Annotated in this window: 15 protein-coding genes; 7 read left to right on the forward strand and 8 right to left on the reverse strand. The window is 67.9% G+C overall.

All coding sequences use genetic code 11. The features are described from left to right. Positions 1 to 328: 328 nt before the first annotated feature. Together ABS772_RS07775 and ABS772_RS07780 are read right to left on the reverse strand one after the other, a co-directional pair. On the reverse strand, positions 329 to 1,390 hold the full coding sequence (locus tag ABS772_RS07775) for an HD-GYP domain-containing protein (protein ID WP_350393499.1): 1,062 nt from the start codon (positions 1,388 to 1,390) through the stop codon (positions 329 to 331). A 175-nt stretch (positions 1,391 to 1,565) separates the two neighbouring features. Continuing rightward, on the reverse strand, positions 1,566 to 2,426 hold the full coding sequence (locus ABS772_RS07780; protein WP_350393500.1) for a universal stress protein: 861 nt from the start codon (positions 2,424 to 2,426) through the stop codon (positions 1,566 to 1,568). Between the two features lie 374 nt (positions 2,427 to 2,800). Here ABS772_RS07780 and ABS772_RS07785 point away from each other — a divergent pair, with 374 nt between their 5' ends. The 3 genes from ABS772_RS07785 (at position 2,801) to ABS772_RS07795 (ending at position 6,112) form a co-directional block, all read left to right on the forward strand. Beyond that, positions 2,801 to 4,339 (forward strand): sensor histidine kinase, encoded by a 1,539-nt coding sequence (locus tag ABS772_RS07785; protein WP_350393502.1) that lies wholly within the window; start codon positions 2,801 to 2,803, stop codon positions 4,337 to 4,339. A gap of 3 nt (positions 4,340 to 4,342) precedes the next feature. Then, positions 4,343 to 4,960, forward strand: a complete 618-nt coding sequence (gene fixJ / locus ABS772_RS07790) for a response regulator FixJ (protein ID WP_238255277.1) — start codon at positions 4,343 to 4,345, stop codon at positions 4,958 to 4,960. Positions 4,961 to 5,410: 450 nt separating this feature from the next. Then, a complete protein-coding gene (locus ABS772_RS07795; protein ID WP_350393503.1) occupies positions 5,411 to 6,112 on the forward strand; it encodes a helix-turn-helix domain-containing protein in 702 nt (233 codons plus the stop codon). Positions 6,113 to 6,318: 206 nt separating this feature from the next. Here ABS772_RS07795 and ABS772_RS07800 read toward each other — a convergent pair whose 3' ends face one another. Continuing rightward, on the reverse strand, positions 6,319 to 7,176 hold the full coding sequence (locus tag ABS772_RS07800; RefSeq protein ID WP_350393505.1) for a universal stress protein: 858 nt from the start codon (positions 7,174 to 7,176) through the stop codon (positions 6,319 to 6,321). Between the two features lie 271 nt (positions 7,177 to 7,447). On the opposite strand from ABS772_RS07800, the gene ABS772_RS07805 reads away from it, so the two are divergent. Both ABS772_RS07805 and ABS772_RS07810 read left to right on the forward strand, forming a co-directional pair. Beyond that, positions 7,448 to 7,672, forward strand: coding sequence for a hypothetical protein (locus ABS772_RS07805; protein WP_350393506.1), 225 nt, complete (start codon positions 7,448 to 7,450; stop codon positions 7,670 to 7,672). A gap of 32 nt (positions 7,673 to 7,704) precedes the next feature. Beyond that, entirely contained in the window at positions 7,705 to 8,349 is a 645-nt protein-coding gene (locus tag ABS772_RS07810; protein ID WP_238253526.1) for a BON domain-containing protein, read from the forward strand. Positions 8,350 to 8,469: 120 nt separating this feature from the next. Here ABS772_RS07810 and ABS772_RS07815 read toward each other — a convergent pair whose 3' ends face one another. The 3 genes from ABS772_RS07815 to ABS772_RS07825 form a co-directional block, all read right to left on the reverse strand. Beyond that, complete coding sequence (locus ABS772_RS07815; protein WP_350393509.1) at positions 8,470 to 9,282, reverse strand: universal stress protein; 813 nt, start codon at positions 9,280 to 9,282, stop codon at positions 8,470 to 8,472. Positions 9,283 to 9,397: 115 nt separating this feature from the next. Next, positions 9,398 to 9,880: an Hsp20/alpha crystallin family protein gene (locus tag ABS772_RS07820; protein WP_350393511.1), complete on the reverse strand. Its 483-nt coding sequence runs from the start codon at positions 9,878 to 9,880 to the stop codon at positions 9,398 to 9,400. A 148-nt stretch (positions 9,881 to 10,028) separates the two neighbouring features. Beyond that, complete coding sequence (locus tag ABS772_RS07825) at positions 10,029 to 10,961, reverse strand: helix-turn-helix domain-containing protein (protein ID WP_350393514.1); 933 nt, start codon at positions 10,959 to 10,961, stop codon at positions 10,029 to 10,031. A 697-nt stretch (positions 10,962 to 11,658) separates the two neighbouring features. Here ABS772_RS07825 and ABS772_RS07830 point away from each other — a divergent pair. Next, positions 11,659 to 15,360 (forward strand): flagellin hook IN motif-containing protein, encoded by a 3,702-nt coding sequence (locus ABS772_RS07830; RefSeq protein WP_350393516.1) that lies wholly within the window; start codon positions 11,659 to 11,661, stop codon positions 15,358 to 15,360. Positions 15,361 to 15,770: 410 nt separating this feature from the next. On the opposite strand, the gene ABS772_RS07835 is transcribed toward ABS772_RS07830, so the two are convergent. Together ABS772_RS07835 and ABS772_RS07840 are read right to left on the reverse strand one after the other, a co-directional pair. Then, on the reverse strand, positions 15,771 to 16,130 hold the full coding sequence (locus ABS772_RS07835) for a hypothetical protein (protein WP_238253531.1): 360 nt from the start codon (positions 16,128 to 16,130) through the stop codon (positions 15,771 to 15,773). A gap of 108 nt (positions 16,131 to 16,238) precedes the next feature. Further along, positions 16,239 to 17,618: a flagellin N-terminal helical domain-containing protein gene (locus ABS772_RS07840; protein WP_350393520.1), complete on the reverse strand. Its 1,380-nt coding sequence runs from the start codon at positions 17,616 to 17,618 to the stop codon at positions 16,239 to 16,241. A gap of 710 nt (positions 17,619 to 18,328) precedes the next feature. On the opposite strand from ABS772_RS07840, the gene ABS772_RS07845 reads away from it, so the two are divergent. After that, positions 18,329 to 19,273 (forward strand): AraC family transcriptional regulator, encoded by a 945-nt coding sequence (locus ABS772_RS07845; RefSeq protein WP_350393521.1) that lies wholly within the window; start codon positions 18,329 to 18,331, stop codon positions 19,271 to 19,273. The last annotated feature ends 332 nt before the right edge of the window (positions 19,274 to 19,605 follow it).

The raw sequence follows: 19,605 nt of genomic DNA on the forward strand, positions 1-19,605 counted from the left end.
CTCGTCCGGCCACGGTACGACGATGCGCCTTTATGCACCGTGAATCCGGCCGGGAAGAATGTTGAATTTGACCGTCCCACGGGTCCGTTCCGACACTTGCAGAGCAGGCGATCAGCCAAAGGATTGTGATCGCATAGGTCTCGATCGACTGGTTTGGCTTGCGGAGCGAATATTTTTGGAGCAGACTATATTTATTGCGACTGAATCGTTTCCATTTCAAAAATCAGTCTCGACGGGACCGTAGATATGGTCGATATCAGGCCGGTCATCGGCAGCATGTTAATCAACAAATCGCCGACGTAATTCTTCGGCATTCCTTGCCGGTCGATCAAGCCGCCCGCGTCGCGTCTACGGTGGCACGGCCGAGATCGAGGAAGCTCTGGACGGCCGTCCAGCGGCTCAGGAAGGCCTCGACGATGGCCGAATCGAAGTGAGAGCCGGCGTTCTCCTGGAGATAGGCGCGGGCCCGCTCCGGCGACCAGGCTTGCTTGTAGGGACGCTCGGTCGTCAGTGCGTCGAAGACGTCGGCCACCGCGACGATGCGGCCGGAGAGCGGGATGGCCTCGCCCTTCAGGCCGTGCGGGTAGCCTTTCCCGTCCCAGCGCTCGTGGTGGCTTCCCGCGATCTCGGCGGCGAGCCGCATCACGGGCGACTCGCTGCCGCCCAGGATGCGCTGCCCGCGGTCGGCGTGCCGCTCCATCTCCCGGCGCTCCTCGGGCGTGAGAGCGCCCGGCTTGAGCAGGATGGCGTCCGGCACGGCGATCTTGCCGACATCGTGCATGGTCGCGGCCAGGGACATCTGCCGGGAGGCGGACGCGGACAGTCCCATCGCCTCGGTGATCAGCCCGACATAGGCGGAAACCCGCGCGATGTGGTCGCCGGTGTCGGAATCCCGGTGCTCGGCGGCGCGCATGAGGGTCGAGACGATCTCGCGCTCGCGCTCCTCGACCATCGCCACCGCCGCCGCGACCTCGCGGGCGAGCTGGGCGGCATGGTCGCGCTGCGCCCGGTGCGACTCGGAGAGGGCGAGCAGGTTCGTCACGCGGGCGCGGATCTCCACCGCGTCGGCGGGCTTGGTGAGGAAGTCAGTGGCACCCGCCTCCAGCGCCTCGCGGCGCAGGCTGCGCTGATCGTGGCTCGTGACCATGACCGTGGGCACGGTCGCGAGACCGGGAACGCGCCGCACCGCGCGGATGAACTCGATGCCGTTCATTCCGGGCATCTCGTAGTCGGTGATGACGATGCCGATCTCGGCGGCACGCGCCTGCGCGAAGGCGAGCGCCTCCGTCGGCACGGTGAAGGCGTGCGGCACGCATCCCGCGAGCGGCCGCAGGGAGGCGACCATCACCAGGTTGTTCATCTCGGCGTCGTCGAGGACGAGAGCGAGCATCGATCCGTGTCCCAGGCCTGCCGGACCCCCTGCCCAGCCGGGTGCTCTGACGGCGATCCTGCGCTGGACGGACCCAGTAGCGCCCGCGTCCCTTGCCGAAAGATGAAGGCGGCTCCGTGCATCGCCGGCAAAGTCACGACATCGCGTGGAAAAGTTCGCAAAAGATGGTGCGGCTCTAGCGGGACAGGAACAGCGGCACGGGGCAGCTTCGCAGCAGCGAGCGCGTCACGCCGCCGAAGAAGAACTGGCGCGCGCGGGAATGGCGGTAGGCGCCCATCACGACCATGTCGGCCCGGAACAGGCCGGTCTGGGACCGCAGGGTGTCCCCGACGGAGCCGGAGACGGGCAGATCGTTGACGACGACGTTCACCCCGTGCCGGGCGAGGTGGGGCGCGAATTCGGCCCCGGGCACCGCGTCGCGGATCTCCGCCGCATCGCCGACGGAGACGATCTCCACCGCCTCGGCCGCGCGCAGGAACGGCAGCGCGTCGTTGGCGGCCCGCGCCGCCTGGGCGCTGCCGTCCCAGGCGACGATGATCCGGCGGCCGGCGAAGGCCGCCTGCCCCGGCGGCACCGCGATGACCGGGCGCCCGCTCTCGAACAGAGTCGACTCGATCGCCTCGCGGTCGAGGTCGCAGGTCCAGATCTCGGCATCCAGGACGGTCAGGTCGTGCAGGCGCGCCTGTTGCGCCAGCCGGCGGATGACGGCGGGATAGGGCAGGCTCGGCGTTTCCGTCGTGCACACGACGCCCGCCAGACGCGCATCGACCGCGGCGCGCTCCGCGACGGCGCGGGCCAGGGCGTCGAGGCGGCGGTCGATCTCCGCGACGCTGCCGTCGTCGAAGCGGCTGATCCAGCGGTCGTCGCCCGCGAGGCGCCAGGAGGCCGACTGAAGGGTCAGGTGGGCGCCCGCGGCCTTCGCCAGCGTCAGGCCGTAGCCGACGGCCGACGACGCCGTCCCGCCCTCGTTCTCCACGGCGACGCCGACGAGGACGTCGCGGAGGCCGACGGGCGCGGAGGGAACAGGCTGGGACATGGCGGGGCTCCGGTCTGGTCCGCCCTATCGTTGGTGCGGCCGGGACGGCTCGGCCTTGATCCAGCGCAAACGGAGACCCGTCACGCCGGACGCGATGCGGAACGATACGCCGGTCCGCCCCGCCGTCGCCGCCGATGCCGTTTCATCGAGCAACGGTTGTAAGGGGGATCTACCATGCCGGATGATCGATCGGTTTGCCCCTCACGTTGCCTTTCTATACAAGCAAAAATTGCGTAATCTTCGTCCGAAAATCTTTGACGTTTTTGGATGATGAAGGAAGGTTCAAGATTTCGTTTATCAAATGACATGATTGGCGCTGGCGTCGTGTGGCAATGATCTTTGCCTTCCACGCAGCGACTTCTGGGGTGGAAACGATGACGCTCCCCATTGCCGCGCTCGATGCAGCGCAGGGTGGAGACGCGGGACTGACCGTCGAGGATCTCCGGCAAACCCTCCACGAGGTCGGCGTCTGCATCTGGTCGCTGGACATCCCCACGGGCCGCGTCAGCGCCTCGCAAAGCTGTGCCTGCCTCTTCGGCATTCCCTCCGAGCAACTGACCAGCTTCGCCGCCACGCAGGTCGTGGTGCATCCGGAGGATCGCCAGGCCCGCGCCGAGGCCATCGAGGCCGTGCTGCGGAACGGCGGCAGCTACGAGGTCGAGTACCGCGTCGTGCCGCCGAACGGGGGGGGCGGCTGGCTGCGCTCGCGCGGGCAGGTGCATCTCGACGCCGAGGGCCGGCCCCGCCGGCACCGGGGCGTCGTCTTCAGCATCGATGAGCAGAAGCAGGTGGAGGCGGAACTGCGCGCCCGCGAGGCCCATCTCCGCTCGATCCTCGACACCGTGCCCGAGGCGATGGTGGTCATCGACGAGGCGGGGCTGATCCACTCGTTCAACCCGGCGGCCGAACGCCTCTTCGGCTACGCCGCCGCCGAGGCGATCGGGCAGGATGTCGGCCTCCTGATGCCGGAGCCGATGCGGGATCGGCACGACGCCGATCTCGGGCGCTATCGGGAGACGCGGGAGCGCCGCATCATCGGCACCACGCGGACCGTGACGGGCCGGCGGCGCGACGGCTCGACCTTTCCGATGGAGCTCGCCATCGGAGAGATGAGTTCGGGCGAGCGGGTGTTCTTCACCGGCTTCATCAACGATCTCACCGAGCAGCGGCGGACCGAGGCGCGGCTTCAGGAACTCCAGTCCGAACTCGGCCACGTCTCGCGCCTGAGCGCCATGGGCGAGATGGCGACGACGCTCGCCCACGAACTGAACCAGCCGCTCGGCGCCATCAGCAATTATACCAACGGTTGCCGCCGCCTCCTGGCTCAGCCCGATTCCGAGGCCATCGTCAGGGCGCAGGAGGTTCTCGACAAGGCGGCCGAGCAGGCGCTGCGGGCCAGGCAGATCATCTCCCGCCTGCGCGAGTTCGTCGCCCGGGGCGAGACGGAGAAGCGGGTCGAGCCGGTCGCGACGATGATCGAGGAGGCCGGCGCCCTGACCCTGTCCGGCGCCGACGAACAGGGGATCACGGCGCAGGTGGTGCTGGACCCGCGGGTCGGATCGGTGCTCGCCGACCGGGTGCAGGTGCAGCAGGTTCTGGTCAACCTGCTGCGCAACGCCCGCGAGGCGATGCAGCGGAGCGGCCGGCGCGAGCTGACGGTCGAGACGCGGCGGGTCTCGCCGGAATGGGCCGAGATCGCGGTGTCGGATACCGGCGCCGGCATCGCCGAGGAAGTGGCGGACCGGCTGTTCCAGCCCTTCGTCACCACCAAGGCCGGCGGGATGGGCGTCGGGCTCTCGATCTGCCGCACCATCGTCGAGGCGCATGGCGGGCGCCTCTGGGCCGAGCGCAACGCCGTCGGCGGGGCGACCTTCCGCCTGACGCTCCCCGTCGCGCTAGACGGAGAGATGTGATCGATGCCCGCGCATCCGCCTCCCCTCGTGCACGTGGTCGACGACGACCCCGCCATGCGGGACTCGGTCGCGTTCCTCCTCGACACGGCCGGCTTCGACGTGCGCCTCTACGAGGCTGGAGCGATCCTGCTCAAGCGGCTCGCGCCGCCGGTCAGCGGCTGCATCCTGACCGACATCCGCATGCCCGGCCTCGACGGGTTGGAACTGTTCCGCCGCCTCCGGGCGGCCGGCCACACGCTTCCGGTGGTGATGATGACGGGGCACGGCGACGTACCCCTCGCGGTGGAGGCGATGAAGCTCGGCGCCTGCGACTTCATCGAGAAGCCGTTCGACGGCGAGGCGCTGCTGCAGGCGCTGCACGCCGCCCTGGAGCGGGGCGGTCACAACGGGACGGTCGATCCGACCCTGCAGGAATTCGTCCGGCGGCTGCTGACGCTGAGCGAGCGCGAGCGTCAGGTGCTCGACCATCTGGTGGCCGGGGGCACCAGCAAGGAGATCGGGCGCCTGCTCGACATCTCTCCGCGCACCGTCGAGATCTACCGGGCCAAGGTCATGGCCAAGACGCGGGCGGGAAACCTGCAGGAGCTGGTGCGCTGGGCCGTGCGGGCCGGTTTCGCGTGAGGTCGCGACTCTCCCGATCGAGAAGCCCCTCGCGGCCGGGGCGGTGCCGGGACTGTTCGCCGGCGGCCGGGACCGGTCGTGCGCGGACGAGGAACAGCCCGCCGCGGGACTTGGCGGGCGCGGCGGCTTGCGCGGATCGGCCCAGGGCGCAACGTGGGGGGACACGGCGTGCGCCTTCCCTGCTCCGGCTCGTCGCCAAAGCTGACAGGCGGCGCACCGCACGGCGTTGATCTCGCGCAATCGCACGCGCGCACGACCCGAGCGGAGGCCGCGATGCGCGCCCGACTTCTTCGGGCGGAGCGAGGCCGCGGCATCGTCCGCACCGCCGCGGGCACTCTGCATCTCTACGTAGTTTTCCTTAAGCAAGGCGACTTAAGAGAGTGTCCTGAATATCGTCGGCGCGTCGGCGCGGCCACTCTCGCCCCATCGAGACGGATGAGGAGCGAACCGATGGGCACCAAATCGACGCCGAGATCCGCCCTTGCCGCCGCGCGGTCGCGCGCGCTGTTGCGGAGCCTCCCTGGAAGCGGCCATCGAACCGGCCTCTTCGCCAACTGCCCCGATCTGATCGGCACACCCTTCTCCTACGCCCGCGAGGAAGAGATCTACGGCGAGGGCGAGGAGGCCGAGTTCGTCTACCGCGTCGTCGAGGGGGCGGTGCGCACCCACAAGGTGCTGAGCGACGGCCGCCGCCAGATCACCGGCTTCCACCTGGCCGACAGCCTGTTCGGCTTCGAGCAGGGCGACGTCCACTGGCACACGGCCGAGGCGCTCTCGGACACCAGGGTGCTAATCTTCCAGCGGCGGCCGATCGAGCGCGCCGCGACCCGCAGCGCCGAGGTCGCCTGCCAGCTCTGGAGCATGGCCACCGCCAACCTGCGCGACGCCCAGGATCTCACGCTCCTGCTCGGCCGCCGCTCGGCCCAGGAGCGCCTCGCGGCGTTCCTCATCGAGGTCGACGGGCGCTTCGGCGGCACCGGGACCTTCGCTCTGCCGATGACCCGGCGCGACATCGCCGACTATCTCGGCCTCACCATCGAGACCGTCTCCCGCACCTTCTCCCAGCTCGAGGAGGACGGGGCGCTGCGGCGCGCGAACGGCCGGCAGGTCACGCTCCACCGTGCCCGCCTGCGCCACGTGGTCGAGGATTGATACGCCATCCGTTTGATCGCTTCGGTGCCTTCTCCGTCATCGCGAGGCGAAGCCGTGGCGATCCAGAGCGCGCCCTTTCCGGAGAAGTCGCGCCCTGGATTACTTCGGCTTCGCCTCGTGATGACGGCGTTGAGCCAAACCCGAGGTGATCAACCGGAGACGGTATGACCCGTACGGCCTCGTTCGCCGGAATCCTCGGATCAGGATCAATGGGACAGGAACAGCGGCACCGGCGCGCGTGTCAGGAGCGCGTGCGTCACGCCGCCGAGGAACCATTCCTTCAGGCGCGAATGCCGGTAGGCACCCATCACCAGCATCTCGGCGCCGAACAGGCCGGCCTGCCGCCTCAGCGTCTCGGCGGCGTCGCCCGCGACCGGCACGTTGGTCACGGAGACGCTCACGCCGTGGCGGGCGAGGTGCGGCGCGAACTCGGCGCCCGCGACCGAGGTCGAGAGGTCCTTCTCGCCGACCACGGACACGATCTCCACCGCCTCGGCCGCGCGCAGGAACGGCAGCGCGTCGTTGGCGGCCCGCGCCGCCTGGGCGCTGCCGTCCCAGGCGACGACGATCCGCCGGGCCGAGAACGCGTCGCAGCCCGGGGGCACCACGAGGAGCGGCCGCCCGCTCCCGAACAGGACCCCATCGATCAGGTCGCGGTCGAGATCGAGCTCCCGCGCCTCGGCGTCCAGGATGGTCAGGTCGCTGAGCCGGGCGCGGGCGGTGAGCCGTCCGACGAGGTTCGGATAGGCCAGCGCGGGCACCTCGATCGAGCAGGTCACGCCCTCCAGGGTGGCCTCCGTCGCGGCGCGCTCGGCGATCGCCCGCGCGCGGGCGCTGAGGCGGCGGTTCTCCTGCGCGATCAGGTCGTTGACGAAGCCCCACCCCGACCCGCCGACGAGGGTCAGGCGGCGGGCGGCCGATTGGATCGTCAGGTGGGCGCCGGTCGTCCCGGCGAGCGACAGGGCGACGCCGAGCGCGCTCGCCGCCTCGTCGCCGCGGCCCTCTTCGGTGAGCCCGACGAGGATGTCGCGCAGGCCCGCGGGGGCGGACGGTGGGTTCGGCATGGTCGTCCTCCGGAGGCGAAAGCGGCCCGGAGAGTGCCGCACCGGTTCCGGTCCGCCTTGATCCAGCGCAAGTCCGGGCTCCGCGTCCGCCGCACCGGGCAGGGCTCCTCGACGCGCCGGAGCGTCGGTCGCCCTCGGGGCGATGGTGCCGTCGTCCAGCGGCGGCAGCCTTGAGGTGGATCAAGGCAGCGCCTGCCGAGCGCGCCAGGATGCTCCCGTCAGCCGGGGATGGCGCATCCCAGGACGACTCATTCAAGGACGGGAGCGAGCGATGCGTGTGGTGCTTCAATCCATCGACATCGAAACGGTGCGGTACGTACGGGTTCCGGCCGGGTCGGCGCCGCGCGACGCGGCGGGGCTCAGGGCCGGCGCGGGGGACGCGGCGAGCCGCGTCGACGACATCGCCCGTTACCGGACCATCGCCAGCCCCCAGGCGCTCGCCCTGGCCGCCGCGGCCTCGGTGGTGACGACGGCGCTGTTCTGGCTGGCGTTCTGACCAGTCGAAGCTTCGAAGCGAGGAGGCGGGAGATGGACGACATCAGCGTGCGACAGCACGTGCTCGACGAACTCGAACTCGCGCCGATGATCGATGCGGCGCAGATCGGGGTCGCCGTCGAGGACGGCGTCGTGACCCTCAGCGGGCATGTGCGGAACTACGCCGAGAAGGGAATCGTCGAGCGGGTCGCCCTGCGGGTGCGCGGCGTCCGCGCCGTGGTCGAACAGATCGACGTCCGCTATCCCGACAATCCGCGGATCGGCGACGAGGCGCTGGCCGACCGCTGCGCCCGGGTGCTGGAATGGGACGTGCAGATCCCCGACCGGTCCGTCTCGCTCAAGGTCGAGCGCGGCTGCGTCACGCTCCAGGGCAGCGTGCCGCACTACTTTCAGAAGGCGGCGGTGGACAAGGCTCTGCGCCGCCTCGCCGGCGTCACCGACATCGTCAACCTCATCGCCGTGACGCCGCCGGCCCAGGCCACCGAGGTCGAGGCCCGCATCCGCGCCGCCCTGAAGCGGAGCGCGAAGGCACCCGACACGATCCGCGTGCAGGTCGAGGGCGGCAAGGTGATCCTCGACGGCTTCGTCGATGTCTGGCGCGAGCGCGAACTGGCCGAGCGGGCGGCGTGGTCGGTCCCCGGCGTGTCCGCCGTCGAGGATCGCCTGACGCTCGCCTGAGGGAGCTGCCTTGCGCGAGAGCCGGCGTCGAGGCCGGTTCGGAGGGCCTCACGCAACGCCCGATCGCCGACCGTCGCCTCCTCGGGCACGACGGCGCCGCGGGCGTAGCGTGCGAGACACTCAGTGGCTCATCAGGCAGCAGACCGGCGCGCCGGCCAGCAGGTCGCGGGTGACGCCGCCGAAGACCCACTCGCGCAGGCGCCCGTGGCCGTAGGCGCCGAGGACGATCAGGTCGGCGGCCTGCTCGGAGGCCGCCTCGACCAGCGCCCGGGAGGTCGGGCCGCCGCCGCTCTCCCAGCGGGTCGCCGTGGCGTCGATGTCGTGGGCCTGGAGGAACCCGACGACGTCCCCCGCCTCGTCCGTGCCCTGCCCTTCATCGATGGACACGACGACGACCCGCGAGGCCCGCGACAGGAAGGGGAGCGCGTCCCTGACCGCGCGGCGGGCTTCGCGGGTGTTCTTCCATCCGATCACGACCCGCCGGGCATCGAGATGGTCGATGCCGGGCGGCACCACCAGGATGGGCCGTCCGAGATGCATGACGAGGTCGCCGGGATCGACCGAGAACAGCACGGGACCGGATTGGCCCTTTCGTCCGACGACGACGAGGTCGGCCGCCGCGGCCTGTCCGATCAGGAACGGCAGCGGAAAGTCGAGATTGGAGCGCCACTCGACGCGGCTGCGCCCGCCCGCCGCCGCCGCGAAGGCGGCGTGGGCGCGCTTGAGATCGTTCAGGATGAGCTCGTCGTTGGCGGCCAGGGCGAAGGCACTAGCCGGGATCGGGCCGACCGGCGGGACGGCGTAGGACGCCTCCTCCGCCGCGACGCCGATCAGCCGGGCGCGGAAGTCGTCGGCGAGGTGGCCGGCGAGGTGCACGCGCTCGCGCGCCTCCGCTCCGAGATCGACGGCCACCATGATGCTGGCATAGGTCATGGGACACTTCCTGCCGCGCGCGCTTGACGGTCGGTGCCCGCCGCGCGGCCGGCGCGGCGGCCCGATGTCGGCGGAGAGGATGCCGGAAGCGGCGATGACGGGGGTCGGGCCGTCCTCAGGGCGCCTTGATGTCGATGCGCTTGGCTTCGGGCGGCGCCAGGGCGGTCTTCGGCAGCGTCACCGTCAGGACGCCCTTGTCCATGCTGGCCTGGACATCCTCGGCCCTGATGCCGGCGGGCAGTTCCAGGCTGCGCACGAAGGCGCCGTAACTGCGCTCCGTGACCTTGCGGGCGCCCTCGCTCTGCTCCTTCTCCTGCCGCTTCTCGCCGCGGATGACGAGGGTGTCGTCGGCGAGTTCGACCTTGACGTCGTCACGGGCGAGCCCGGGCAATTCGGCGGTGATCTCGACCGTCCCGTCCTTCTCGACGACATCCATGCGCGGCACCGCGCCGCCCTGGACGAGCGGGAGGCCGAGCGGGAGGCCGAGACGGAACTCGCCGAGCATCTGCTCCACGAGATGCTGCGCGGGCAGCGGCACGGCGCCCCCCTCGGCCGAGGGGGAGCGGTGGCCGAGCGTGAGGAGCGATTTGAGATTCATGGATCATCTCCCGTCAGGCGGCTGCGTCCGGCCGCTTGGGAGAGTCTGCTGCCCCGGCGCCGTCTCGGCGTTGAGGTGGATCAAGCGCGGACGAGGATGCCGTCCGGCTGAGCCCGAGCCCGGCGTTACCGAGGCCGGCCGTCGCGGATCAGGCCGCCAGCTCCTTGAGCCAGGACTGGAGGACCGGCTGCGTGTCGGCGGTCCGGCCCCAGACGCCGGCGCCGACCTCGGTCTCCCGCGGCAGGAAGCCGAACCGGCGCTTGAAGGCGCGGCTGAAGGTCTTCTCGTCGGAGAAGCCCGTGGTGTAGGCGACCGTCGAGACGCGGGGCCGCCCCGTCGCGGTCGGCTGCGTGAGCATCTTCATCGCCCGCAGCAGGCGCCGCTCGCGGATGAAGCGCTGGACGCCGCCCTCCGAGATGAACTGCCGGTAGAGGGTCGCGCGGGAGAGTCCGAACTGCGCCGCGAGCATCTCGGCATCGAGATGCGGCGAGCCGAGCTCCCGCTCGATGTACTGCCGGATCGCGATGCTCAACTGCACTTCGTTCGCCGGCCGCGCCGCCGCCCGCCCGCGCAGGCAGGCGCTGCCGAGCATCGCGACGGCTTGGCTGATATGCGGAAGCTGGTGGACGTCGAGCATGTCGGCGCAGTCCACGAGCTCGCGCACGCAGGTGAAGAACAGCCGGCTGACGCGATCCGTCGCGTAGTCGAAGGCGTGGCCGTGCAGCGAGGCGACGTTCGGCACCGTCTCGGCGACCAGTGCGCGGGGCAGGAGCAGATTGGTCGCGTGGACCGGTTCGGCGACGACGGTCGCCGGCTGGGCCAGGTCGAACAGGATGCAGGTGTTCGGTCCCACATCCGCCTCGCCCCAGGCCACTTCGACCCGGCTGGTTCCGGAGTGGTAGAACTGAAGCAGCAGGTGGTCGAGACCCTGTTGCGCGACCATCCGGGGGGTCCGTTCGAGGATCTGGGCCGGCGCCCGAACCTCGCCGACGAGCAACTCACCGAGATGATAGTTGTCCATGGCGATCGGGCCGGACAGCAGGCGCCCGCTCGGCAGCGTCGCCTGAAAGACCGGTGACATCGCCGCGATCCAATCATCGCGTAACGCGGCAGGATCCGCCGGTGCCTCGAAGCGGTCTCGAAGAATCCTCGACATGGCAGGCAAGTCTCTGAGAGGGGATGTCGGGGCTCGTTTCGAGCCTGCAGCCGAAGATCGGCCGCAGATCCGCACCGGTCTTAGCGTCGATGCACATATCGACGGGATTTCATCTTATGAGAACCGAATATGATCTGATGTTGCGATCTATAGAATCTCGTTATTGACTGTATTGCGCCTATATCAGTTATGTCCGGCGCTTTCAATCGGTCTTTTAGGACTACTCTCTGCCTCAAATCTGGACAATCGGACGGCGGCGGCAAATTTTGCGACGATTTTTGCTGTCCCGGCTGGTGGCCCCAAGGGTGCGGATCGTGCGTTCGGATCGTGCGCGTCGAAAGACGCGCCGGGCGACCTCACGGCAACGCTTATGGATGTGCCGGATCGGCGCGCGGCCGGCAATTACCGCATGACGAGACCGGCCGCGGATTTGAGACGAAATGCGAGTTTTTTGATATACTATGGGACATGAAGCAAATATGAGATAAAATGCGACTATCCTGAGACTTTGTGCGAGGTAATTCCTGGTAGCTCCCGCAAATACTTAGATCGTCATCAATTGCGCCGGGCGCTTGATCCCCTCACCGCCGACACGTCGGCTCCACGAGGATCGAGTCGTCCCATGTCTTCCAGCATCACGCTCTCGGCCGCGACGCGGCAGAACCTGCTCTCGCTCCAGGATACCGCGAGCCTGCTCGCGACGACGCAGAGCCGGCTCTCGACGGGCAAAAAGGTCAACTCGGCGCTCGACAACCCGATCGACTTCTTCACCGCCAACAATCTGAGCGGACGCTCGACCGAGCTGTCGTCGCTGCTCGACGGCATCTCGAACGGCGTCCAGACGATCCAGGCGGCCAATACCGGCCTGTCCAAGCTCCAGAATCTCACCAGCCAGCTCAAGTCGACGGCGCAGCAGGCGCTCGCCGCAACCAACGCCTTCACCTCGAAGGCTTCGACGGTCTCGACCGCTCTCAACGGGGCGACGGCCGCCAACCTGCTCTCCACCGGCCCGACCGTGGCGCGGGGCGACACGGCGATCGGCACCCTCACCGGCGCGCTTCCGCCCGCGGCCGCGGTGCCGGCGACGATGGCGGGCAGCGTCGATTACAAGCCGACCGCCAGCCCGGCGACCCTGCGCGGCACGACCTTCACCGCGACGACGCCGACGCTCGCCAAGGCGACGGGCGCCTCGACCTTCTCGGCCCCGGCCAACGCCGTCGCCGGCACCGTGCAGGGCACGGCCTTCACGACGCTCACCACGGCCGCGACGATCGAGGTGACCTACGCGACCAGCCCGACGAGCACGACCACCACGAGCGTCAGCCTGGCGCTCGGCGACACCGTCGACGCCGCCGTGACCAAGCTCAACGCCCAGCTCGGCAGCCTCGGGATCACCGCCAAGAACGACGGCGGCAAGCTGTCCTTCACCGGCAAGTCCGACGGCTCGGCCTTCTCGGTCAAGACCACGGCGCAGAACGCCTCGGAGACGGGTCTGACCACGGGCACGAGCAGCCAGTCGAACGGCAACATCGCGGCGGCCAGCCAGACGCTGACGATCAACGGCCAGGCGATCACCGTCACGGGCGGGAACGCCGGGGCGAGCGCGGCCGACGTGACGAAGGCCGCTGTCGACGCGATCAACGCCAGGACCACCGCGACGGGCGTCACCGCCAGCCTCGACACCGTGGGCGGCAGCCAGCGGCTCGTGCTGACGGGCAAGGCCGACGGCTCGAACTTCACGGTCACGGGTCAGTCCGGCAACACGCTCGGCCTGGCGTCGGTCCCGACGACGACGGCCAACGGCGCCGCGGCGGCGAGCCAGACGCTGACGATCAGCGGCACGCAGGTCACCATCGCGGGCGGCGGCTCGATCGACGACGCCGTCACGGCGATCAACCTCCAGACCGGAACCACCGGCGTGACGGCCGCCAAGGATCCCGCCGACGCCACCCGCCTGCTGCTGACCGGCAAGGCCGACGGCACGGCTTTCACCGTCGCCTCCTCCAACCCGGCCTCGAGCGGCTTCTCGGCGACGCCGACCAGCACCAGCATCGCGGCGACGGTGAGCGGCGCCTACACGCCCACGGGCACGCCCGCCACGGCGACCGGCGCCAGCGCCTTCACCGGCCCGGCCAACGCGGTCGCCGGCACGGTGACGGGCGCCGCCTACACGCCGACGAGCGCCGCCGTGACGATCTCGATCGCCTCGACGGGCAGCACCACGACGAACATCTCGGTCTCGCTCGCCGCGAACGACACGCTCGAGACGGCGATCTCGAAGATCAACGTCGCCGGCAGTGCGGCCGGAATCACCGCCGCGATCGACTCGACCAACAAGATCAAGATCACCGGCAAGAGCAACGGAGACGCGCTGAGCATCACCGGCAACGGCGCGGGCTTCACCGCGACGGCGTTGACCGCGGCCCAGACGGCGGCGAAGACCCAGACGCTGGTCATCGGCAGCCCCAACACCACCAGCACGACCAGCATCACCATCAGCGGCGGAAACGCCGGCGACAGCGCGGCCACGGTGCTGGCCGGCGCCATCTCCGCGATCAACGCCCAGTCCGGCACCACCAACGTCACGGCCTCCAGCTCGGCCGACGGCAAGATCGTGCTCAAGGGCGCGACGACCGGTGCGGCCTTCACGGTGCAGGGCGGGGCGAACAACACGCTCGGCTTCTCGACCAACCTGCAGACGGTGGACAACGGCGCGGCGCCGACCGCCCAGACGCTGACGATCAACGGCACGGACATCGCCATCCCGTCCGGCGCGAGCCAGGCGGCGGTGATCGCGGCGATCAACACGGCCAATACCGGCACCTCGGCCACCGGCGTCAGCGCCAGCGTCGATCCCGACAACGCCGGCAAGATCAAGCTCACCGGCGCGGCCAACGGCTCCGCCTTCACCGTGCAATCGAGCAACGCCGCCTCCAGCGGCTTCTCGGGCATCCCGCAGCGGATCACCAACAACCAGGGCGCGGCGCAGACCGTGACGGTCAACGGCACCGACATCGCGATCGCCGCCTCGGCCACGCTCGATCAGGCCATCGCCGCCATCAACGCCAAGAGTTCGACCACCGGCGTCACCGCGGGCAAGGACGCCGCCGGCACCAAGCTCACCTTCACGGGGGGCGCCGACGGCAGCACCTTCACGATCAAGGGCTCGGACTACAACACCCTCGGGCTCGCGAGCACGGAAGCGTCGGTCGCCGGCACCTTCGATCCCGGCCAGACGACGCTGATCTCGGCGCTCGGCTTCAAGGGCGGCGACAGCTTCTCGGTCAACGGCCAGACCGTGAACCTCGCGGCGACCGACACCATCGGCTCGCTGCTTCAGAAAGTCGGCGCGGCGACCAACGGCGCGGTGACGGCGAGCTACGACACGGCGACCAACAAGTTCAGCTTCACCGCCGCCGATCCGAACACCGCGGTGCAGCTCGTGGACGGCTCGACCGCCACCTCGAAGGTCGCCAACCTCGGCTTCGCCACGACGGACTTCGCGGCGGGCAGCGGCCAGCCGGCCTCGCAGAGCGCGCTCGCCGGCAAGTCGCTCACGGTCCAGGTCGGAAACGGGGCGGCCATGACCACGGCCTCCGTCACCTTCGGGACGGCGCCGGGCCAGATCTCGACGCTGGCCCAGCTCAACCAGGCGCTGGCCCCCGCCAACGCCCAGGCGACCATCGACTCGCTGAGCGGCAAGATCTCGATCACCACCACCAACGACGTCGGCGCGCAGAACCTGTCGATCGTCGCGTCCGGGACCGGCAACCCGTTCACGACCGGGACGGCGGCGGCCAATCTCGGCGGTGACGGGCTCAACGCCCGCAACAACCTCGTTCAGACCTACAACGACCTGCTCAAGCAGATGGACCAGCTCGCCTCGGATGCCGGGTTCAACGGCGTGAACCTGCTCTCGGGCGACAGCCTCACGATCAACTTCAACGAGAAAGGCACCTCCCAGCTGAAGGTCCAGGGCAGCGCCACCAACGCGGCCAGCCTCGGCCTCTCGGCGGTCGGCCAGACCAACTTCCAGGAAAGCAGCGCCATCAAGAAGATCGTCGATCAGATCAACAGCGCCAGCAGCCAGCTCCAGTCGCGGGCGGCCGCGCTCGGCTCGAACCTCGCGGTGGTGCAGAACCGGCAGGACTTCACCAAGCAGATCATCAACGTGCTCGATACCGGCGCGGCCAACCTGACGAGCGCCGACCTCAACGAGGAGGCGGCCAACTCCCAGGCGCTCTCGACCCGCAACTCGCTGGCGATCTCGGCGCTGTCGCTGGCCAACCAGTCGCAGCAGGGCATCCTGCAACTCCTGCGCTGAGCCGGGCCGCGCTACACGGCAGGGACGGGTCGGCTTCCTCCGGGGAGCCGGCCCGCTTCGTTTCACCGGCGCAAGCTGCGGCGGGCCGCTCTCAGGGCGCCGTCGGCCGAAGCTTTCACGGCGGCCGGGCGTGCCGGACGCTCTGAATGCATCGGTTTGCGCTCGGTCAGGCCGAAGCTTGCTCCGGCAAGACCTATGAAGAGCGGCGCGCTCGTTGCGCGTATCATCACGGCGAAACATTCTATAGCCTTTGCTTTATGTTGCATCCCATTGTCTCGTTTTTCCTCTCGATGAGCGCGGCGCATCAAGATGAACTCCCATGCCGGCGCGGCGGCGGACGGCTGCTGGGTCTGGTCGATGATGAGCCACGACTCGCGGCATGCGCGATCAAGCGTAGAATACGATGTAAATCATCTGGTATTTCTTTCGTCGAGCAGCATTTGTCTCTTAATCCTCTGCTTATGCGTTGGAATTGCCACTGCTTCCTGCACATTCGGCGCATTTGTGTGGATCAACGGGCTCGGCACGCCGTCCCTGATCTTCATGCCCCTCTTTGAGTCTTCGGTTTTTCGATGATGTCGTCTGTTGCGGGCAGGCGCGAAAACCTTCTTCGTGACGGAAAGGAGCCAGAAGGCCGCCCAGGAGAATAGGCACAGCAAGCCGAAGCGAATACTGTGCGATGAAACCGCCGAGTGCATCATCATCGTCACCGTCCCTGAAAGGGCCGAGATCGCGCCGCACAGCCGGAAGATGCAGCGGCCTGAAGTCATGGCTCATCAGCCCACGCCTGGAGCGATCTGCGGTGGTGCCGCGCGGTATCGGCGTCGGTTGGGCTTCGGCGCGATCATCAGATCGATCGCGCCGAAGCTCTCCTCGGATCAGCGCAGCAACTGCAGCACGCCCTGGTTGGCTTGGTTGGCCAAGGACAGGGCCGAGATGCCGAGCGACTGCCGGAGCTGCAGGGCCTGCGAGTTGGCCGCCTCCTCGTTCATGTCCGCGTTCGTCAGGTTGTCCGCGCCGGTCTTGAGGATGTTGGTCAGATTCTTGGTGAAGTCCTGGCGCGTCTGGATGATCGACTGGTTCGAGGAGAGCGTCCCCGACAGCGACTTCAGCGACGCAATCGCACCGCTGAGGGCGTTCGTCGCCTTCTGGAGGTCCGCGTTGTTCTGGATGCTGAAGTCGGCCCCCGTGGCCGCTGCGGCCGAATCCTGCATCACGCCGATGCCGAGCGTCGTCGTGTTGGTCTTCGTGCCCTGGATGTCGAGCTTCGCCTGGCCTGCACCGCTCTTCTCGTTGAAGACGACCGTGGTCCTGTCGCCGTTGAGCAGGTTCACGCCGGAGAAGCTGGCGTCCTGAGAGGCTTCATTGATCCGGTCGCGCAGGCTGTTGAACTGGGAGACGAGGGCGGACCGCGCGGCCGATCCGCCGGCGGTGGCGACGATCGGGGTGGCGGTGCTGTTGGCGGCGGCGGTACCGAACAGCTTGGTGGTGTTCGCGTTATCCGCGACGAACGTGCCTGGCTTGTCGACTGTGGGGGTGGCAACGCCCGGGCCATTGACCTTCCCGAAGGCGATCGTGAGGGGATCGGAGCCGACACCCGTCACCTGGAGCTTGCCCTGGGAGTCGACCGAGGCGGTGGCGATGCCGGATTTGTTGATCTGGGCCACGACATCGCCGACCTTGTCGGTCGCGTCCACGTCGAAGGTGTAGGTGCTGCTGCCCGCCTTGAGCTGGATCGAGGCCTGGGTTGCGACTTTGGTGGCGTTCGGGCCCGTCCCCATCGTGGTCGGCGGGAGGCCGAGGTTGCCGTTGTTCGTCGCCGAGGCGGCGGCGGCGGCGGTGCCCAGCACCGTCTTGTTCATGGCGATGTCGCGGGCGCTTCCGCCCACGGCCGTGACCTCCACAGCACTCGCCAGCGCGTTGCTGGCAGCCGTGGGCAGGTTCTGGGCAATGTTGCTCTGGGCCTGCTGCACGACCGACTGCAACTGCTTCATGTAGTCGATCATCGTGTCGATGCCCTTCGAGGCGGCCTGGACCGTCTGGATGCCGTTCGACATGCCGCCGAGCAGGCTCGTCAGAGCCGAGGCGCGGTCGGTGAGGCTCTGCGCGGTGAAGAACTTCAACGGATCGTCGAGGGCGCTGTTGACGCTCTTGCCCGTGTTGAGGCGCGTTTGATTGATGGAGGAGAGGGCAGCCGTTCCCTGCAATGAAAGCAGGTTCTGACGTGAGGTGCCGCTGATTCCGACAGCATAGTCCATGACATCTTATCCCTGTACTTCGCGTTATGGCGATAAGCCAAGGATATGGTGCGGCAATCATGGTTTAATCACTGGTAATAATCTCGTTTTATCGCACGAAATCATCAGACGTTCTGTACTAAACAGCAGACTTTGCGTGTTTTTGCGGAGTATACTGTTTCAGCCTAGAAGTTGCCCAGAGGTCTGATTGACGGCTTCTCCCGCCGGCCGCCCGGTGCTCACGACGCAGATTCGTGTCACGGGAAGCATCGTGGCGCAGTCGATCGCGGACGATGCAGCGGGGCGGACGGGTCCGTTGTGAACGCCGCCGTCGCCCGGTTTCCGCAGGGCCTGCCGCGATGCGCGATCCCCCGATAGACGGCCCACGTCCTCATCACCGCAGGGTTTCTGGATGAGGTCGGCGCGTCTCGCCGTCCGTGATTCGATCGCTTTCCGGGAGATCGCCTCCGCGCGACGCATGGGGCGGATATTCTATCTTTTAGAACTGACTTTGCGTACTTTAACAGTGATGATCCATCCATAATTTCGATTCGGCAATACCTTTTCAGGTAAATACAATATATAAGTCGGCACGGATGATCACATGCAATTTTATTCGGCAGCTTAACAAATATTAAGCTTGCCGATGCTCACCATGTTCCGGGTGCAGCATTATGATTGAGCATCGATTCGAGCATATATGCAGCAATGAAGGTAGACGCCGGGCGTGGATGGAACTCGCGACGGATTACATCGATAGTCGCATCGACCAAGACACGATCGTTCCATCAAGCGTCTTCCGCCGATACTACAACCTAAAGCAGATCGTATTCGGCGAGATCGAAGCTCCGGCGCAGGTCATGGAGCGATCCGCGTCCTACGTCGCCGCTCAGAATTTCGATCACATCACCTTGAATCTGCAAGTCGCTGGCCGGGCGCAGATCACGGCGGCCAACCGATGCGGTGAGGTCGGACAGGAAGCGTTCACGATCACCGATATGGGGCAGCCGATAAAGCTTGAAATCACACGCGCCCGGGGTTTGAGAGTCACCCTGCCGCGGCGCCTCCTGAACGGTTGGCGCGGCGACCTGTCCGATTGGCACGGACGCAGCGTCCCTTCCACCGACAGTCCGCTCACCCGCCTGCTGGCCAATCACCTCAAGAGCATGGCCGCCTGTCTGCCGACGGCCACGCCGCTGCAGAAGGAACTGCTCGCCTCGGCAACCGCTGCCTTGTGCAATGCCGCCTTCCTGGGGGAGACGGACAGCGCCTACGATCATGCCGCCGTGAGCGTCATTTCCATGCGCCAATTCATCGACCAGAATCTCGCGAGCGTCACGGCCGAGATGCTGATGGCCAAGTTCGGGCTCTCGCGCACACCGCTTTACAAGATCTTCGAGAAGGATGGCGGCGTCTACGCTTACATCCGCAACCGACGGCTCGCCTACGCCATGCAGCAACTCGTTCGGTCCGGTCAGCGCCGGCCGACGATCAAGCAACTCACCTTCGCCTGCGGCTTCGAAAACGAGCAGGTCTTCAGCCGCGCCTTTCGGCGCAAGTACGGTTGCAATCCGAGCGAGGTGAATGCCACGACTCTGCCCGCAGCGAACTGGGACCGTTCATCCCGCTACATAGCCTGGCTCAAGGACCTCGGACTGCACAACTCATCCAATTGATTGCCGCAGGTTGCGTTTTCTAAGGTGTGTCCCGTTGGGCGCGGTGTCGCTGCGGCGTGGCCGGTAGCTCACCGACGGTGCTGGTCCGATCAAGCTGCAGGGTCGGCAGGCTGACGAGGCGATGCTTTCCGGGGCCATGTCGGGTGACGACGTAGAGACCGAATGGCGGCGCCGTTTCGGTCCCGGACCGCGTCGGCGCAGCGGACGTTTCGTGGCCGACGAGCGTCAACGTCCTCTGCCGAGGCAGCCTATTCGGGGAGCATGTCCGTGTCCGGCTGCCTTTCGACGTCGACGGCCGCGGGGGCGGCGGGGGCGCGCAGTCCGGACGAGGG

Source organism: Methylorubrum podarium (genome assembly GCF_040270385.1).
In the GTDB taxonomy this organism is placed as follows: domain Bacteria; phylum Pseudomonadota; class Alphaproteobacteria; order Rhizobiales; family Beijerinckiaceae; genus Methylobacterium; species Methylobacterium podarium.

Excerpts from the sequence above, each read along its gene's own strand:
- ABS772_RS07785 (WP_350393502.1), top strand. The coding sequence starts at position 2,801 with ATGACGCTCCCCATTGCCGCGCTCGATGCAGCGCAGGGTGGAGACGCG.
- ABS772_RS07805 (WP_350393506.1), top strand. The coding sequence starts at position 7,448 with ATGCGTGTGGTGCTTCAATCCATCGACATCGAAACGGTGCGGTACGTA.
- ABS772_RS07810 (WP_238253526.1), top strand. The coding sequence starts at position 7,705 with ATGGACGACATCAGCGTGCGACAGCACGTGCTCGACGAACTCGAACTC.
- ABS772_RS07840 (WP_350393520.1), bottom strand. The coding sequence starts at position 17,618 with ATGGACTATGCTGTCGGAATCAGCGGCACCTCACGTCAGAACCTGCTT.
- ABS772_RS07800 (WP_350393505.1), bottom strand. The coding sequence starts at position 7,176 with ATGCCGAACCCACCGTCCGCCCCCGCGGGCCTGCGCGACATCCTCGTC.
- ABS772_RS07820 (WP_350393511.1), bottom strand. The coding sequence starts at position 9,880 with ATGAATCTCAAATCGCTCCTCACGCTCGGCCACCGCTCCCCCTCGGCC.
- ABS772_RS07830 (WP_350393516.1), top strand. The coding sequence starts at position 11,659 with ATGTCTTCCAGCATCACGCTCTCGGCCGCGACGCGGCAGAACCTGCTC.
- ABS772_RS07775 (WP_350393499.1), bottom strand. The coding sequence starts at position 1,390 with ATGCTCGCTCTCGTCCTCGACGACGCCGAGATGAACAACCTGGTGATG.
- ABS772_RS07845 (WP_350393521.1), top strand. The coding sequence starts at position 18,329 with ATGGAACTCGCGACGGATTACATCGATAGTCGCATCGACCAAGACACG.
- ABS772_RS07835 (WP_238253531.1), bottom strand. The coding sequence starts at position 16,130 with ATGACTTCAGGCCGCTGCATCTTCCGGCTGTGCGGCGCGATCTCGGCC.
- fixJ (WP_238255277.1), top strand. The coding sequence starts at position 4,343 with ATGCCCGCGCATCCGCCTCCCCTCGTGCACGTGGTCGACGACGACCCC.
- ABS772_RS07815 (WP_350393509.1), bottom strand. The coding sequence starts at position 9,282 with ATGACCTATGCCAGCATCATGGTGGCCGTCGATCTCGGAGCGGAGGCG.
- ABS772_RS07825 (WP_350393514.1), bottom strand. The coding sequence starts at position 10,961 with ATGTCACCGGTCTTTCAGGCGACGCTGCCGAGCGGGCGCCTGCTGTCC.
- ABS772_RS07780 (WP_350393500.1), bottom strand. The coding sequence starts at position 2,426 with ATGTCCCAGCCTGTTCCCTCCGCGCCCGTCGGCCTCCGCGACGTCCTC.
- ABS772_RS07795 (WP_350393503.1), top strand. The coding sequence starts at position 5,411 with ATGGGCACCAAATCGACGCCGAGATCCGCCCTTGCCGCCGCGCGGTCG.